The organism is Prosthecobacter sp. (assembly GCF_014879935.1).
Classification (GTDB): domain Bacteria; phylum Verrucomicrobiota; class Verrucomicrobiia; order Verrucomicrobiales; family Verrucomicrobiaceae; genus Prosthecobacter.
Genome location: NZ_JACSRD010000266.1, coordinates 1 through 14,121 on the forward strand (window position 1 = coordinate 1; position 14,121 = coordinate 14,121).

General features: G+C 62.6%; 12 protein-coding genes. 5 read left to right on the forward strand and 7 right to left on the reverse strand.

What is annotated here, in order from left to right:
- The 3 genes from IAE77_RS29380 to IAE77_RS29390 form a co-directional block, all read right to left on the reverse strand.
- A partial coding sequence (locus IAE77_RS29380; RefSeq protein WP_294234988.1) for an AAA family ATPase occupies positions 1-402 on the reverse strand: 402 nt, incomplete at its 3' end.
- 253 nt (positions 403-655) lie between these two features.
- A complete protein-coding gene (locus IAE77_RS29385; RefSeq protein WP_294234990.1) occupies positions 656-1,933 on the reverse strand; it encodes a dihydroorotase in 1,278 nt (425 codons plus the stop codon).
- A 79-nt stretch (positions 1,934-2,012) separates the two neighbouring features.
- Complete coding sequence (locus IAE77_RS29390; protein WP_294234992.1) at positions 2,013-2,675, reverse strand: response regulator transcription factor; 663 nt, start codon at positions 2,673-2,675, stop codon at positions 2,013-2,015.
- Positions 2,676-2,856: 181 nt separating this feature from the next.
- Between IAE77_RS29390 and IAE77_RS29395 the strand changes: the two genes are divergently transcribed.
- Positions 2,857-3,441, forward strand: coding sequence for a hypothetical protein (locus IAE77_RS29395; RefSeq protein WP_294234993.1), 585 nt, complete (start codon positions 2,857-2,859; stop codon positions 3,439-3,441).
- Here the strand turns inward: IAE77_RS29395 and IAE77_RS29400 are convergent.
- From IAE77_RS29400 to IAE77_RS29410, 3 genes are read right to left on the reverse strand one after another with little or no spacing between them, the layout of a single operon-like run.
- Entirely contained in the window at positions 3,417-5,696 is a 2,280-nt protein-coding gene (locus IAE77_RS29400; RefSeq protein ID WP_294234995.1) for a VCBS repeat-containing protein, read from the reverse strand. The two genes, IAE77_RS29395 and IAE77_RS29400, sit on opposite strands and share 25 nt — an antisense overlap.
- A 29-nt stretch (positions 5,697-5,725) precedes the next feature.
- The gene (locus IAE77_RS29405) at positions 5,726-7,561 is read right to left on the reverse strand and encodes a hypothetical protein (protein WP_294234997.1); all 1,836 of its coding nucleotides are present in this window, start codon (positions 7,559-7,561) and stop codon (positions 5,726-5,728) included.
- 44 nt (positions 7,562-7,605) lie between these two features.
- Positions 7,606-8,577, reverse strand: coding sequence for a trypsin-like peptidase domain-containing protein (locus tag IAE77_RS29410; protein WP_294235008.1), 972 nt, complete (start codon positions 8,575-8,577; stop codon positions 7,606-7,608).
- 90 nt (positions 8,578-8,667) lie between these two features.
- Here IAE77_RS29410 and IAE77_RS29415 point away from each other — a divergent pair, with 90 nt between their 5' ends.
- On the forward strand, positions 8,668-9,393 hold the full coding sequence (locus IAE77_RS29415; protein WP_294234999.1) for a uracil-DNA glycosylase family protein: 726 nt from the start codon (positions 8,668-8,670) through the stop codon (positions 9,391-9,393).
- A 38-nt stretch (positions 9,394-9,431) separates the two neighbouring features.
- On the forward strand, positions 9,432-11,225 hold the full coding sequence (locus IAE77_RS29420; RefSeq protein ID WP_294235000.1) for a hypothetical protein: 1,794 nt from the start codon (positions 9,432-9,434) through the stop codon (positions 11,223-11,225).
- Positions 11,226-11,313: 88 nt separating this feature from the next.
- Here the strand turns inward: IAE77_RS29420 and IAE77_RS29425 are convergent, their stop codons facing one another.
- Positions 11,314-11,760, reverse strand: coding sequence for a universal stress protein (locus tag IAE77_RS29425; protein ID WP_294235002.1), 447 nt, complete (start codon positions 11,758-11,760; stop codon positions 11,314-11,316).
- 196 nt (positions 11,761-11,956) lie between these two features.
- Between IAE77_RS29425 and IAE77_RS29430 the strand changes: the two genes are divergently transcribed.
- Together IAE77_RS29430 and IAE77_RS29435 are read left to right on the forward strand one after the other, a co-directional pair.
- On the forward strand, positions 11,957-13,231 hold the full coding sequence (locus IAE77_RS29430) for an NPCBM/NEW2 domain-containing protein (RefSeq protein WP_294235004.1): 1,275 nt from the start codon (positions 11,957-11,959) through the stop codon (positions 13,229-13,231).
- A gap of 18 nt (positions 13,232-13,249) precedes the next feature.
- Positions 13,250-14,113 carry a hypothetical protein gene (locus tag IAE77_RS29435; RefSeq protein ID WP_294235006.1) on the forward strand — a complete coding sequence of 288 codons (864 nt, stop codon included), beginning with the start codon at positions 13,250-13,252 and terminating at the stop codon, positions 14,111-14,113.
- Positions 14,114-14,121 lie beyond the last annotated feature (8 nt).

Below are 14,121 nucleotides of genomic sequence, written 5' to 3' on the forward strand. Positions count from 1 at the left end.
GCCATGCACCTCTTTTACCACCACAACACCGCTTTTCACCCCTCGACTTGGCCGTTCCGAACCACTAGCACCCCATCCTTGCTCGCCATGTTCAAGTTTAGACAAGTCCGAAATGAGAATCTTTATTGGTTTGCCGACGGTCGCAATACCTGCTTCAAAAGAGTGGTTTTGAGCGTTGTTGAAAGCACATAGCACATTAGATGCAGAAGTGATCCTCACACCGCGGTTATGAAGAAACTCTTCATCGAGTTTGCCATGGCCTGCGGCGGAAAAAAAAGCCAAAGCCTCCAGCACATTGCTCTTCCCCGCTCCATTCTCACCGATCAGCACGGTGACGCGGCCCAGTGGCAGCGTGAGGCTTTCGATGGATTTGAAGTTCTCGATGGTGAACTCGCGGATCATGATCGTGGGATGCTAGCGGGAGGCACCCGGAGCGGCAAGTGCTGTCTGGTTGGAGTTCTCGAAGTCGCGACAGCGTCGTGGAGTGCGTGCGGCAAGCCTTGGCGCGACGCCGCTGTCGCGCGCCGGACGGCGTGCAAAGGCCGGAGAGCCTTCTTCCAGCGCTCGACGGCGGTGTCGTCGATGCGAGGTGCCCCTCGCATCTCTGCCACCGCACTCCACGACGCTGCCGCGAAGTCGGTGCCGGCTTGGGACTCTACGCTTTGAGCTCTTCGCCGCGATAAATCACCCGTTCGACCATGCCTTGCAGCGTCTGATCGAGGAACGGCGTGTTGATGCTCTTCGACTTCATGAATTCGCGGCTGAAGGTCGTCGTGGCTTGCGGATTGAAGACGATGAACTCGGCGATGCCGCCTTCTTTGACAGGGACGGGCGGCAGTTTGAACATGCGGCGTGGTTCGGCGCTGTAGCGCTTCACGATGACGCTCCAGTCGAGGATGCCTTGGCGTATGAAGCGGTCGTAGAGCGAGACGAGGGCCGTTTCGAGACCGGTGATGCCAAAGGGGGCGCTGGCAAAGTCCTGGTTTTTCTCGAAAGGCGTGTGCGGGGCGTGATCGGTGGCGATGACGTCGAAGAGGCCGTCTTTGAGGCCCTGGAGCAGCGCGGCGTTGTCCTCCGGCGTGCGCAGCGGCGGGTTCATTTTGTAGTGCGTGTTGTAGTCGCCGATGTGCTCGTGATTGAAGAGGAGATGGTGCGGCGCGATCTCGCAGGTGACGCGGATGCCGCGGTCTTTGGCGCGTTTGATCGTGCCCATGCCGCGCTCGGTGCTCACATGCTGGATGTTGAGATGCACGCCGGTGAATTCGGCGAGGCGGATGTCCCGTGCGATGCAGATTTCCTCCGAAATGGCCGGGATCCCGGGCAGGCCGAGGGCGTAGCTGACCTTCCCCTCGTGCATGCAGCCTTTGCCGCTGAGTTCTTTCACCTCGCAGTGGCTGGCGAGGGGGATGTCAAACTCCCGCGCATACTCCATGGCACGGCGGAGCACCTGCGGATTATCGACGGGGAAGCCGTCATCCGTCAGCATCACCGCGCCGGCGGCCTTCATGCCGGCGATTCCGGCCAGTTCCTCGCCCTTGCGGCCCTTCGTGATGGCACCGCTGGTGAAAATGCCAGGACCGATGCGTGTGCGCCGGGCGCTTTCGAGCACGCTGCGCACGACGCCCGCGTTGTCGATGGCCGGAGAGGTGTTCGGCATCATGATGAAGCCGGTGACGCCGCCGTTGATTGCCGCCTCGGCGCAGGTGGCGATGTTTTCCTTCTCCTCCTGCCCGGGCTCGCGGGCGTGCACGTGGATGTCGAACATCGCGGGCATCAGGATGCGCCCCGAGCAGTCGATGACTTCCGCGTCATCGGCTTTTTCGATGCTGGCGGCCACGCCGATGATTTTTTCCCCTTCCACCAGCACGTCGGCGGTCTGCAGCTTTGGCGAATCTTCGCTGGCGATCTGGGCGTGGCGGTAGAGGCGTTTCATGTGCGCCTGATGTGAGGCATGAAATCCGCCTGCGCAAGCGTCCGCGCGGCGCAACTCTCCCGACACGCCGCGCTCCGCCTCAGCCCAGGTTGAGTTCGCGGGCCTTGAGCGCGGCCGAGGTGCGGTCCGGCACCTCCAGCTTGTCGAAAATGCTCGTCATGTGGTTCTTCACCGTGCCTTCAGTGATGTTCAGCGCGGCGGCGATCTCCTTGTTGCTCATGCCCCGCGTGAGGTGGCGCAGGATCTCCATCTCACGCAGTGAGAGCAGGCTCATCACCCGGTGGGCGGCGTCGGAATTCGGGCGCTGGGAAAGGCGGTTCAGCTCCGCCACCACCTGTGTGGCCACGGACGGCTGCAGGTAGGTGCCGCCTTCAGCCACGGTGCGGATCGCCGTCACGAGCTGGGCCACCGGCGTGTTTTTCAGCAGGTAGCCGGAGGCGCCGGAACGCAGGGCATCGAAAACGCCCTCCTCATCGTCAAAAGTCGTCAGAACGAGCACCCGCACCTCGGGATTGGCCGCTCGCAGGCGGCGCGTGGCCTCGGAACCCGACATCACCGGCATGCTCAAGTCCATCAAGACGACCTGTGGCTGGTGTTCCGCGGCCATCCGCACCGCTTCCTCGCCGTGGGATGCCTCCGCCACCACGTTCAAAGACGGCTCCAGGGAGAGCAGCGTGCGCATGGCCTCGCGGAAGAGCACCTGGTCATCGACCAGCAGCAGGGAAATCGGTTTCGTGTCCATCAAGTTCCGGCGCGGCGATCTGGCCGCTCCTTGTACCACCGATGGTCAAGGCTTCGCTTCAACGCAAGCGCTTCGATTAGTCCTTCCGATCAGGTCATGCCCGGACATGACCTTTCATGACCATTGCCAGAGTGCGGCGGGAGCCTGGAGGTCTTATGGGGTAACCCGACGCGCCTACCAGATGAAAGCAGATCCCTCCAGCGCAGCCAGTCCAGCGTCCGATGCGACGCCGGCCACACAGGATCAGCCCGGCCGCAGCCAGATTCGCCGACGCACTCTCACCGCCGAGCCCGAACCGGCGGAAACCACCGTTCCGTTCGATCCGGGCAGTTGTGAACTTCCACTCGTCGGCGAGAAGGAGTGGGCGGACTCCTACTCGAAGGTGCGCAGCCGCCAAAGGCTGCCCACACCCGCCTTCGGCACCTGGATGCCCCTGGGACAAATCGAGCCCATGTCCGGCTCCGGCATCGGCATCGCCGGACTCGCTGAAGCCTTCCTGACGCTGATCGAGCTGGCGATCATGCTGTGGACGGGATTCCTGCTGCTTTTTGGATTCCCGCTGCCGCAAGTCATCCTGCTCGTGGCCGCGGGCGCCTGGGCGCTGGTGCTGCTGATCCTCGGCTTCATCCGCAGGCGGAGGGCCGCCTGGCGCGTGTTCCTTTGGTTCGGTGGCGGCGCTGTGACCCTTTGGTGGTACCTGTGGTCACCCCGCTCCGGCGAGATGATCCGCCTGCTGCGCAGCTACTCCGACTTCTTTCTCAAGTAGAGCAGCACGCGGTCGTGCGTGAGCAGGCACAGATCAAGGCGGCCGTCGGAGTCGAGATCCAGCGCCGCATAATCGTGCGGCTCGTTTTGCAGGCCTGTCTTGCCCCGGAAATGCGGGTCGGTCTCGAAGACACGGAAATGCATCGCGCTTTGCCATTTCGAGCCGTTCACAGGCTGGAAGAACTCGATCACGCGGCTCTTCGCCGTGTCCAGCAGCGCGATGTCATCGCGATCTCCGCCGGAAAACGACGCAGCCATGAGATCGGCGGGCGTGGTGTCCTGCAGCTCGCTGTCGAAACTGGCCACCGTCTCCAGCTTCAGCGTGTTTCCGTCGAGCGGGGCGATCTGGAAGCTCGTTTTGGCGAGAAGCAGCAGCTTCGTGGCTTTTTCGGCCGTGATCAGCACGCAGCGGTCCGGCGTCATCACGGGCAGCGGATGCGTGTGATCGGTGCGATAGACGCGATCCTCGCCGGCGGTGAGTTCATGCAGCTTGCTGTGCGTGGCGTCGATCAGCAGCACGGAAATCTTGCCGTTCCTGCGGGAAACGAGCGCGCTGTGCAGCTCCGCCGCAGCATCGGGCGCGTTGAACTGCTCCACCACCGTCGCCCTGCCCTCCGCATCGACCTTGAAGGCGCGGGCGAGCTGCTGATGCGCGAGGATGAACTCCTCCTTGCCGTCACCGTCGAGATCGCCCGTGGTCAGCGCGGCCGGGGCCAGCTTCGCCACAAAGCTGTCTGGAATGCCTTCGACGCGTTTGAAGGGCGCTTTGGTGTCCGCCGTGCTCAGCAGGAGCTGCAACGGCCCCAGATTCGAAAACAACGCCAGATCTCCACGTCCATCCTGATTGGCATCCACGACGCGGATGCCGTTGATGCGGCCGGTTTTGACTCCCAACTCCTGCGTTGTGGCCAGGAAGCCCTTGCTGGAGGCCGATTTGCGCAAAGTCACGAGCTGCGGCTTCGATTTGAGCTCGCTGACGCAAAGAATGCCCGCGTCATCCATTCCGAGCAGCGATCCGGCCGTCAGCGTCAGCAGCGTCTCGCCTTCCTTGGCCTGATAAACGATCTCGGGATACGACAGACGGTTTTCCTGCCAATGAGCCACCCCGACCGCCTGCTCACCCGGGCTCAGCAGCACGAGATCCGGCTTCTGATCCACGTCCACATCCGCGATGGCCAGCGATTCGACGCCGCTGAGCACGGGAAACTCACGCCCCGCGCTGAAAGCCCCGCTGGCGCTGCCTTGAAACAACCACACGCGGGCCGCCTTCGGCTCGGACATCACCACATCCGCCACACCGTCGCCCGTGAGGTCGCCATAGGCCACGGCGCCGTTTTTGGAATCGGTCGGCGGCATCGCGTGGCGGATCGTCGCCGCCTGGTCGGCGTTCGGCTCGGCCGCTCCCTGCGTCAGCTTCGCCACCTCGACCCTGTTCGTCTTGTCCTGAATCCAGGCCACGCCGGTCTTCTTCCCGCCGAGCCGCAGCGGCCGCAGCCAATGCCGCGTGGCGGGGATTTCCAGCCGCCACTCCTCGCCAAACGTGGTGCCTTCATGCTGGAGCCGCACGATCAGCGCATCGCCCTCCTGTGCGGTGTAAAAAAGATCCACACGCCCGTCACCATCCAGGTCTGCGGCATTGAGGCCGGCGCTGCCGCTTTCGCCCAGAGCATGGTTTTGCGGATCCGCCCAGCCACCGGCTGTCTTTTGCAGCAACACCATCAACCGCCGGTCCGTCAGCAAGGCGATGTCGTCCCGGCCGTCGCCGTTTAAATCGAGGGCGATGAGCGTTTCCGTGTCGTCAGCAGCGGAATCGAGCGTGAACTCCTTTTTCTCCGCCCATGTGGCTTTTTCGTCCTGCATGCGCAGCACCAGCTTGTCGTCGTCGGTGATGAACGCGATGTCAGTCTTCTTGTCGCCATTCCAATCACCCACGGCCAGCGTGGTGGCCGCACGGCCGATGACGAGCGGGCGTTTGTCGAAGCGCGAGACCTCCAGGATCGGGTTCCAGCGGTCGGTGCGGGCGGTTTTCTCCGCCTCGCCCGGCTGCACGCCCTCCTTGCGTTGCAGCAGGAACTCGATCCGTGCGCGGGCGGAGTTCACGATGGCGATGTCGGTCAGGCCGTCACCGTTGAAGTCACCGGAGCGCGGACTGGAGGTGTTCCAGTCCAGTTTGACGATCTCCGGGCCGTCGAAGTAGAGCGCGGGCCCTTCGGCGAGGATGGTGGTGGCGAGGAGGCAGAAAAGAACGGGACGCATGGAGGAAGAAAGGCAGACGCCTCGCGGGATCATTCGCCTTCCGGCGGAATCACGAGGTAGTGAATCTGGATGGCATCTGGATGGGAATACTGCGTGCCGAGCATGCGCCCGAAGTAGCGCTGGAACACCTCCTTCGCCGGAATGGCGCTTGGATCGAGCATCTTGCCGTCCGCGGCCGCTTCGGCGTCTTCATTCGCAGGCGCGGCCTTTTTGCCCGGGCCCTTCTTTTTGCCAGGAGCGGCCTTTTTTTTGCCCTGCGCCTCGATCGCGCTGGCTGCGGTGGCCAGCATGTTGATCGAGCTGCCCACATCCGTGACCGTGACGCCGCCGTAGTTCGGCGGCACGGCGGCCAGCAGCTTTTCCACCTGCGGATTCTCCCAGATGCTGGGGCCGGAGGGGTCCTTCATGCGGGAGAGCACCTTGTTCAGCGTGCGTTTGTCTCCGATGGAGATCAGCAGGTGCTTGCCGGTGTTGCAAAACGCCACCTCCGAGGCCGCGCTGGAGGTCTGGGAGAGCTTCAACGTGCTGACCGTGTAGCCGAGGTAATCCGCCTCCTCGAACGCGCCGAAGCCCGCGCCCACGAAACGCTTCAGGCTGTCGAGCACACCGCCGATTTTCTGCGCATCCTTGATCTTGAAGATCATCACCTGGCTCTGCTGGTCCAGCTCCCCGTCCTGAACAGTGGCGATCTCATCCTCAAGGCTGTCGAACAGGTCATTGCGGATGCTGAAGCCGAGCTGCTGCTCGAACTGCGGGATCTGCATGGTGACCATCAGCGCCATCGGCCCCAGCTTCATCACCATGCCCAGGACGCCGTCGTAAAACTTGCCGAAGTCATACCGCGTCACCGCGCCCTGGAGCACATCCGCAGGGATGAAGGCCGGCAGCACCACTTCATTGGCGGTGGCACGCATCAGCGACACCAGCCCCGTCGGCTTCTCCGGGTGCAGGACGATGAAATCCGTGCGCATCTGCGTGTCCTGCATCTCCATGGTCAAAGCCACCGCCTGGAGCTCCTGCGCGCCGAACATGTCCATGATCTGCTTCGGCTTGATCTCGAAGCCGATGCCGCCCGCGGCCTTCTTTTCCTCCTTTTTCTTTTGATCGTCCTCCTCGAGCGCCTTCTGGCCCAGTTCCAGCAGCTTCACGCCATTCAGGTAGATCATCACGTCCCCGCCGCCGTTCGTGAGCTGGCCGATGCGGGCGAGATGCTCACGCGCGGTCCCCGGAGCATCACCCGCGCCGCTTTTGACGGCCCGGATCATCTCGCCCAGCAGCTTCCGGGAGGTGGACTCCACCATCACATCGCCGACGAAGGCCCAGGCGGTGAAACACCGGTCCTTTTCCGGCTCCGAGGTGGCGATCCGCGCGCTGACACCGCCGATCTCGGCGGTTTCGAGCTTGAGATCCGCGTCGTCCTTCTTGCCCGCCTCGACTTCGGCCTGCTTGAGCGCCTCGATCTCGCTCTGCTTCCCGCCGATCTCGCAGAGAGCCACGCTAGGCGGGTTGTTTTTGAAATCGTCCAGCTTGTCCAGCACGAGGAAGCTCACCAGCGCGCCTGGATACTCCTTCAGCGTGTCATGCATGCCGACGCCGTAGTGATCCTTGAAGAACTTGTCCCACGGCGCATCCCCTTCGGTGCGCATGGGGGCGGTCCAGCGCTGCACCGCCTCGTCCTGCATGAATTTCGCGAACGTGCTCGCATCCCAGTCCGCCAGCAGCTCCTGGGTGTTCTTCACCGCGATCACGGCGGCGGTGTTCTTTGGCATCAAATTGTACCACTGCTCCAGCCGGTCGGCGGCGGAGGCAGGAAGGAGGCTGCTGAGCAGCAGCAGGAGGGCGGATAGCGTGCGTGGGGGTTTCATGACAATGAATCGTTCGGATGGCGGCCTGCACCCGTATGGGGAAATCAACTGCGCGGAGTTACAGACTCCGCCTTTGATTTTTCCTCCGGCGGTCCGGGCGGTGGCAGATAGCGGAAGCCGCTGTTCGGATTGCGCGGATCGAAGGCAAAGGCCTCGCGATTCTTCAGGAACAGGCGCAGCACATTCGCCGGAATGGAGAATCCCAGGCCTTCCACGCCGACTCCGGCCGCCTTCATGTTGTTCACGCCCACCACTTCGCCACGGGCGTTGAAAAGCGGCCCGCCGGAGTTGCCGGGATTGATCTGCGTGGTGCTCTGAATGTACCAGCGCCCGCCATTCTCACGCGCACGGATGCTGACGATACCTTTCGACACGGAGCGCTCCAGCCCGAGCGGACTGCCGATGGCAAAGACCTCCTGCCCCTGCGTCAGCAGCTCCGAATCGCCCAGCGGCACGAATGGCAGCGTCTCCGCGGCCGGATCGTCGATCTGCAGGATGGCGAGATCGAGAAAGCCGTTCATCGCGATGATTTTGACCTTCGGGAACTGCTGTTTCTCCAGTCCGCCGGCTTTTTTGCGATACACCACGACCGTGATCTCACGCTCGCCGGCGATCACGTGCTGGTTCGTGATCACATACCCGAGTTTGTTGATGATGAAGCCGGAACCGAGCCCGGACGCGGTCTGGATCTGCACGACCGACTCCGCCACGCGCTGAACGTTTTTTTCCACCGTCATCGATTCACGGCCCGGCTCGACAAAGTAGATGTCCTCGCCCTGCACGGCGGCCGTTTGGGTCGCGGCGGCATTCACCTTCTCGAAAATCGAGACATCCGAACGCGGCACCGTCAGCACTGTGTGCCCGAGGTCGAGCACGATGGAGTCCTCGCGTTCCTTCAGCACCTCGCCTCGCAACTCAGCGCCATTTTTCAGAACGATCTTCATTGCCTCGCCCGCCGTGGCGGAGCTCAGCAGGCAGACGGCGGCCAGAACCGCGTGGAGCGCGTGGGTTTGCATCACGGCGGCGGACTCTAGCGGTCGCCTTTTCGGATACGAGCTTTTTTTGCGCCGCTTGACGCCAGGGACATCCACGCATCTCATCGGCCGATGTCTTCTGATGCCTTGATCGCCGCCGCCCGCGCTTTGCGTGAAAATCTGCGCCCCCTGCGCTTCGCCGCGCCGGTCGATTATGTGTACCAGCCGCTCGATTACGCGTGGACGCCGCATGAGGCCTATCTGCGCCGTTTTGGCGGAGGAAAGAAGCGCGTCGTCTTCGTCGGCATGAATCCCGGCCCCTTCGGCATGACGCAAACAGGCGTTCCCTTCGGCGAAATCGCCTCCGTGCGCGACTGGATGGGCATCCGCGAACCTGTCGGCAAACCGGAGCGCGAACATCCAAAACGCCCCGTGCTCGGATTCGACTGCCCGCAGTCCGAAGTCAGCGGCCGCCGGCTCTGGGGGCACTTTGCGCAGCGCTTCGGCAAAGCGGAGGCGTTTTTCGCAGAGCACTTCGTCGCGAACTACTGCCCGCTGGTCTTCATCGAGGAGGGCGGCCGCAACTTCACGCCCGACAAGCTGCCCGCCGCCGAGGCCGCCGTGCTCAACCGTCATTGCGACGAGCATCTCGCCGCGGTCATTGCCGCGTTGCAGCCGGAGTGGGTCATCGGCGTCGGCGCGTATGCCGAGGAATGCGCGAACCGAGCGAAGGAAACGATGCGCGGCACCTTCAAAACCGGCCGTGTTCTCCACCCCAGCCCTGCAAGCCCCGCGGCCAACCGTGATTGGGCCGGCGCGGCCACGAAGCAGCTCGTGAAGCTCGGCGTGTGGGAGTGATCCGGCAAAACCGCAAGTCATGGCGGCGTTCAGATGGCATGACGCGCTTCATCACTCTGGCGGTTTGCTTGGCTTCATGGGGCCCCATCGTTGCGGCCGAGTTTTTCCGGGACGACTCCCGGCGTTTGTCCCAGGCTGACAAAGCCGTGGTGATGACCGATGGGTCAAAGGTGGAGCCTTCCGCCGCGCTGATCACTGGCAAACGCCAAAAGGGCAAGTGGAAGATGATCCCCTTCGCCACGGCCGAGATGAAAGGCACCGCGTTGTCGATCTACAGCGCCACGAATCCACCGGTGGTGAAGCTGCCGCTGACGCAGCGTGGATGGCATGCGGTTTACATTGGCCTGGCGACGACCTCCGGCGGATTCAACATCGGCGGCAACGGCATCAAGGCGAAACTGAGCGACGAGCCGGTGTTTCGCCGGCTGGCGAACAACCTCGCCCTGCTGGAAAACCGCCGTGCGGTCATCCAGGAGTGTTTTGTCACCGCCGCCGAGCTGAAAGGGCAGTCGGTCGAGATCGCGCCGATGCCCGGGCTGCCGGCGACGGTTTGTTACGTCAAAGTGGTGCCGATGACCGACGCCGAAGTCGTCGCGAGTCAGGCGAAGTCGAAGCACCGCACCTCCATCGCCACGTTTGACGGCCATAGCTGGATCTGGCCCTTCAAACCGACAACGGCGGAGGAACTGGCGGAGGAATTCCGTGGCTTTGAAGGCACGGACATCGGCAAGTGGTGGTTCCAGGTCACGGGCAGCGATCTGGTCTGCTACCCGAGCAAGGTGGGCACCTATCCGGGCCAAGGCACCACCGATTTTCCCACCGGCGCGTATGCCGCCTACACAAAGTCGTTGGAAACGATGTTCAAGAAGGGCATCAACCCGCTCAAGGTCGCACGTGATGCCGCGAAGGCACAAGGCGCGGAGTTTCACGTGATGCTGCGACCGGCAGGCTGGGTCGGCTCGATGCCGTATGAGGAGACCTTCAACAGCCAGTTCTACTATCAGCACCCCGAATGGCGCTGCTTCGACAAGGACGGCACACCGACCTTTTACATGAGCTACGCCGTGCCGGAGGTGCGGCGGCATTTGATCGAGATCTTTCGCGAAACGCTGGAACTGCAGCCTGAAGGAGTCGGCTTCCTCTTCAATCGTGGCATGCCGCTGACGCTGTGGGAGGACGCCTTCTGCGAACGCTTCAAACAGATGCACAACGCCGATGCCAAATCGGTCGAGGATGATGATCCGCGCATCCATGCGACACGAGCGGCCATCATGACCGACTTCATGCTGGAAGTTCGGGCTTTGCTGGATGAAACGGCGGCGAAACAAGGCCGCAAGGAGCGCTACAAGATCTCCCTCGGCACCTTCGCAAAGGAGGCTGACAACCAGCGCTGGGGCCTCGATCTGCCCAACTGGATCCGGCGCGGCCTCGTCGATGATCTGGCGACGACGTGGTTCGCCTATCACACGTCCTTCACGAAGACGCCCGGCCAGATCGACATGGACTACTATCGTCGCATCACGAAAGGCACGAACACCAAGGCCTATCCCATGGCGATCGCCTGGAAAACCGGCAAACCGAAGGAACTCTGCCAGAAAGCCGCCGCCTATCTCGCCGCAGGCGATCCCGGCATCGCCATCTGGGACCCGCAGGTGACCAAAGGATGGCCCGAGGGCTCAGCCGGAAACGTTTTCGATGTGCTCGGCCACCTCGGTCACCGGGAAGACCTCCAGCGTTGGGCGAAACAAGGTCCGCCGACACCGCTGGCGATTCCGCTGACACAGTTGGACGACAACCACTTCAGCCGCTGGTTTCCAAACACCGGCTTCTGAAACGCCGATGATCACAGCGGTGCAGGCATCACGCCCGGCGCGCCCAGGGCGGCCATTTTGGCCGGTTCGTCCTCCTCCTGCGGGGTTTTCACCGGCTTTTCCTCGGCGGCGGGCGTGCTGGGCACCACGAGGACGGGCCGCGTCGCATTCCGGTCACCCCTTCCGTGACACTGCCCACCAGCAGCCGGTAAAGCGCGCCATGGCCGTGCGATCCCATGATCACGATGTCCGGATCGAGCTGCTCGATCTGGTCGAGCAAGGTCCGCACGACGACGCCTTCAAACTGCTGCGCGGTCGCGTTGATGCCGTGCGACTTGATCCAGTCGCGCAGGCCGAACAACTGCCGCTGGCGGGCGTTGAACATCTCGGCATCGGGAGCCGCAGGGGCCGGTGCGAAGTCCACCGCCACGGGTTCCTCGGGAATGACATGCATCAGGGCGATGTCGCTGCCGAACGCCTTCGCGAGAGCGAGGGCCTGGTCCAGCACCTTGCGTGTGATGTCGGAAAAATCGATGAGGGCAAGAATCGTTTTCATGGTTTTGAAAAGGGGCAGGTTCTCCCCATGAAAAGCTTCGGGTGCCGGGGCACGTCCGGGCGGGTTCATTTCGCGCATTGGACCATTTTTGACCCGCTCGCATGCAACGGTCAGAACGGCTTTTTTTGAACGTTTGCTGACTCCCTTCATGTCGATCCCGCTCCCCTCCGGTCATTGTCGCCTTTTCCGTTCCTCCATGGCAGTGCTGCTGCTCTGCCTGGGCACCTTCACATCGCGTCACGCCTTCGCCTGGGGGCAGCCTCATCTCGCCATCACCAAAGGTGCGCTGGAGACACTGCCCACGTGGCAGCGCCAGCTCCTGGGATCTGAATTCGACCTGCTGGCGGCGAAACACTGCATGATCCCGGACAACGTGTACTCCGACAAGGCAAACGCGAAGTACGCGGCGATGGAGAGCAGCCCTGGCGAGGTGTACCTGCAAAAGCTGCACCTGCCGCAGGCGGAGCAGGTCGTGAACCTCGAATCGCTGCGCTATTTCATGCAAAAGGCGGTCGATTCGATCAAGGCGGGCCACATCGGCGACGCGGCACGTTTCATGGGCACGATCTGCCATGTGATCGAGGATTTCGGCAGCCCGTCGCACACCGTTCCGGGAGACAATCAATTCACGCTGCTCCAGCAGTTCATGCCGCCAACACCCGTGATGGAAGGCAAGCTGCTGCACGGGCCGATCGAAAACGGCGACTTCGCGGTAAGCATCGCCGGTTATCAGCCGCGGTTGCTTGGAACCACGGTCGAGGAGGCAAGCTGGCGGCTGCTGCATCGCGTGCACGAGGGCATCATCAATGCCCGCAGCGCCACGGTGCCGATCATGCAGGCGCTGTATGCGGACGACGCTGTCACGGTCGAAAAACACCAGCTCCGGGCCGCGACCAAGGACGCGCAGGTCGTCGCCGATGCGATGCACACCATCCTCTGCCTCGGTGCGGGCAAGTTTGAGACGGCTGCGAAGGAAAAATGCGAGCGCACTGGCATTTTCACCTTCTGGCCGGTCGAGGCCGTGCATCTCTACTATCCACAATCGCACTTCTTCAGTGCTCCGTTTTGGGGCCATGCCTCCAGCAATGGGGTGATGGAAGGTGGCGTGAAGGCTGTGCCGATCCGGCTTCGCGTCGCTGACAAAGGCGGCGTGGTGGAAAAAGCCTTCGCGTCAGGCATCAGCACCGGCATGGGCAAGGCGCTGACCTTTCACCTGCCAAAAGGCGTTTATCACCGCTTCACAGCCATCGCAGGCCTCCAGGCTGGCATCGGCGACAAGGGCCGCGTCGAGTTCATCGTGCTTGGCGATGGCAAGCCGCTCGCCAACGCTGTCGTGAACGGCACGGACGCCGCGCATGCCTTTGAATGCGACGTCTCCGCCGTTTCCCTGCTGCAACTCAATGCGATCTCCCGCGGTCTCGACCCCAAGAGCAACTACGCTGTGTGGGCGGAGCCGGAACTCATCAAGTAATCACGCCTTTGTCCAGCCATGAGCTCGATTCTTCTCCTCTCACTCTCGATCATCGCGGTTCACGCCCAGGAGATCCGACGCACTCCGCTGGTCTTGTCTGAAGGCGGCACCCCGGAGAAGCCGGCCGTTTTCGACGGCAAAGGCATGATCATCGACCTCGGCATCGACATCACTGACAAGGCTTGGATCAAGAACGGCGACCTCTGGACCACCCAGACGCCGATCCCCGAGCATCCACCCGTCGCTGATGAACAACGCGCCGGTCTTTTCATCGATGAAGTGCCCGTGCGCATCAGTCGCAACCGCGTGGCCGAACGAGCCAGCGGCGAGACTGGCAAGATCATCTACACCGCCCCCGAAGCCCTCAAACCCGGCCAGATGGCCTGGACCGCCGATGGCGCGATCTACTTCCGCTGGCCGACGGAAAAAGCGCCCGGCACCGGACGCATCATCCGCCCGCCGACGAAGCTGGAAAGCTGCGTGGTCATCGCCTGTTCGCACATCACCGTGCGAAACATCACCGCAAGGCATGCCGCGAACGACGGTTTCAACATCCACGGTCACCGCATCGGCCTTCGGCTCGAAAATGTGAAGGCCTTCTCCAACGGTGACGAGGGCATCAGCGCCCACGAAACCGTGCAGATGGATGTCTTTGACTCCGAAATCGCCTGGAACGGCTCCTCCGCCGGCGGCGTGGCCGACGTGGGCGACAGCGTCACCACTTACACCCACTGCGAACTGCATCACAACGTGAACGCCGCCTTCTTCCTCGATGGCAAACAGCATCGCCTCACGAACTGCCTCATCCATCATCAGAACCAGGACGTTGATATGGCTCCGGTTTTGGCAAGTGGGAATGTGTGTCCTGTGTCATTTGGATGACCTTTTGC

Coding starts and splice junctions, on each gene's coding strand:
- IAE77_RS29430 (WP_294235004.1), top strand. CDS start 11,957: ATGGCAGTGCTGCTGCTCTGCCTGGGCACCTTCACATCGCGTCACGCC.
- IAE77_RS29425 (WP_294235002.1), bottom strand. CDS start 11,760: ATGAAAACGATTCTTGCCCTCATCGATTTTTCCGACATCACACGCAAG.
- IAE77_RS29400 (WP_294234995.1), bottom strand. CDS start 5,696: ATGCGTCCCGTTCTTTTCTGCCTCCTCGCCACCACCATCCTCGCCGAA.
- IAE77_RS29385 (WP_294234990.1), bottom strand. CDS start 1,933: ATGAAACGCCTCTACCGCCACGCCCAGATCGCCAGCGAAGATTCGCCA.
- IAE77_RS29415 (WP_294234999.1), top strand. CDS start 8,668: ATGTCTTCTGATGCCTTGATCGCCGCCGCCCGCGCTTTGCGTGAAAAT.
- IAE77_RS29395 (WP_294234993.1), top strand. CDS start 2,857: ATGAAAGCAGATCCCTCCAGCGCAGCCAGTCCAGCGTCCGATGCGACG.
- IAE77_RS29390 (WP_294234992.1), bottom strand. CDS start 2,675: ATGGACACGAAACCGATTTCCCTGCTGCTGGTCGATGACCAGGTGCTC.
- IAE77_RS29410 (WP_294235008.1), bottom strand. CDS start 8,577: ATGCAAACCCACGCGCTCCACGCGGTTCTGGCCGCCGTCTGCCTGCTG.
- IAE77_RS29405 (WP_294234997.1), bottom strand. CDS start 7,561: ATGAAACCCCCACGCACGCTATCCGCCCTCCTGCTGCTGCTCAGCAGC.
- IAE77_RS29420 (WP_294235000.1), top strand. CDS start 9,432: ATGACGCGCTTCATCACTCTGGCGGTTTGCTTGGCTTCATGGGGCCCC.
- IAE77_RS29435 (WP_294235006.1), top strand. CDS start 13,250: ATGAGCTCGATTCTTCTCCTCTCACTCTCGATCATCGCGGTTCACGCC.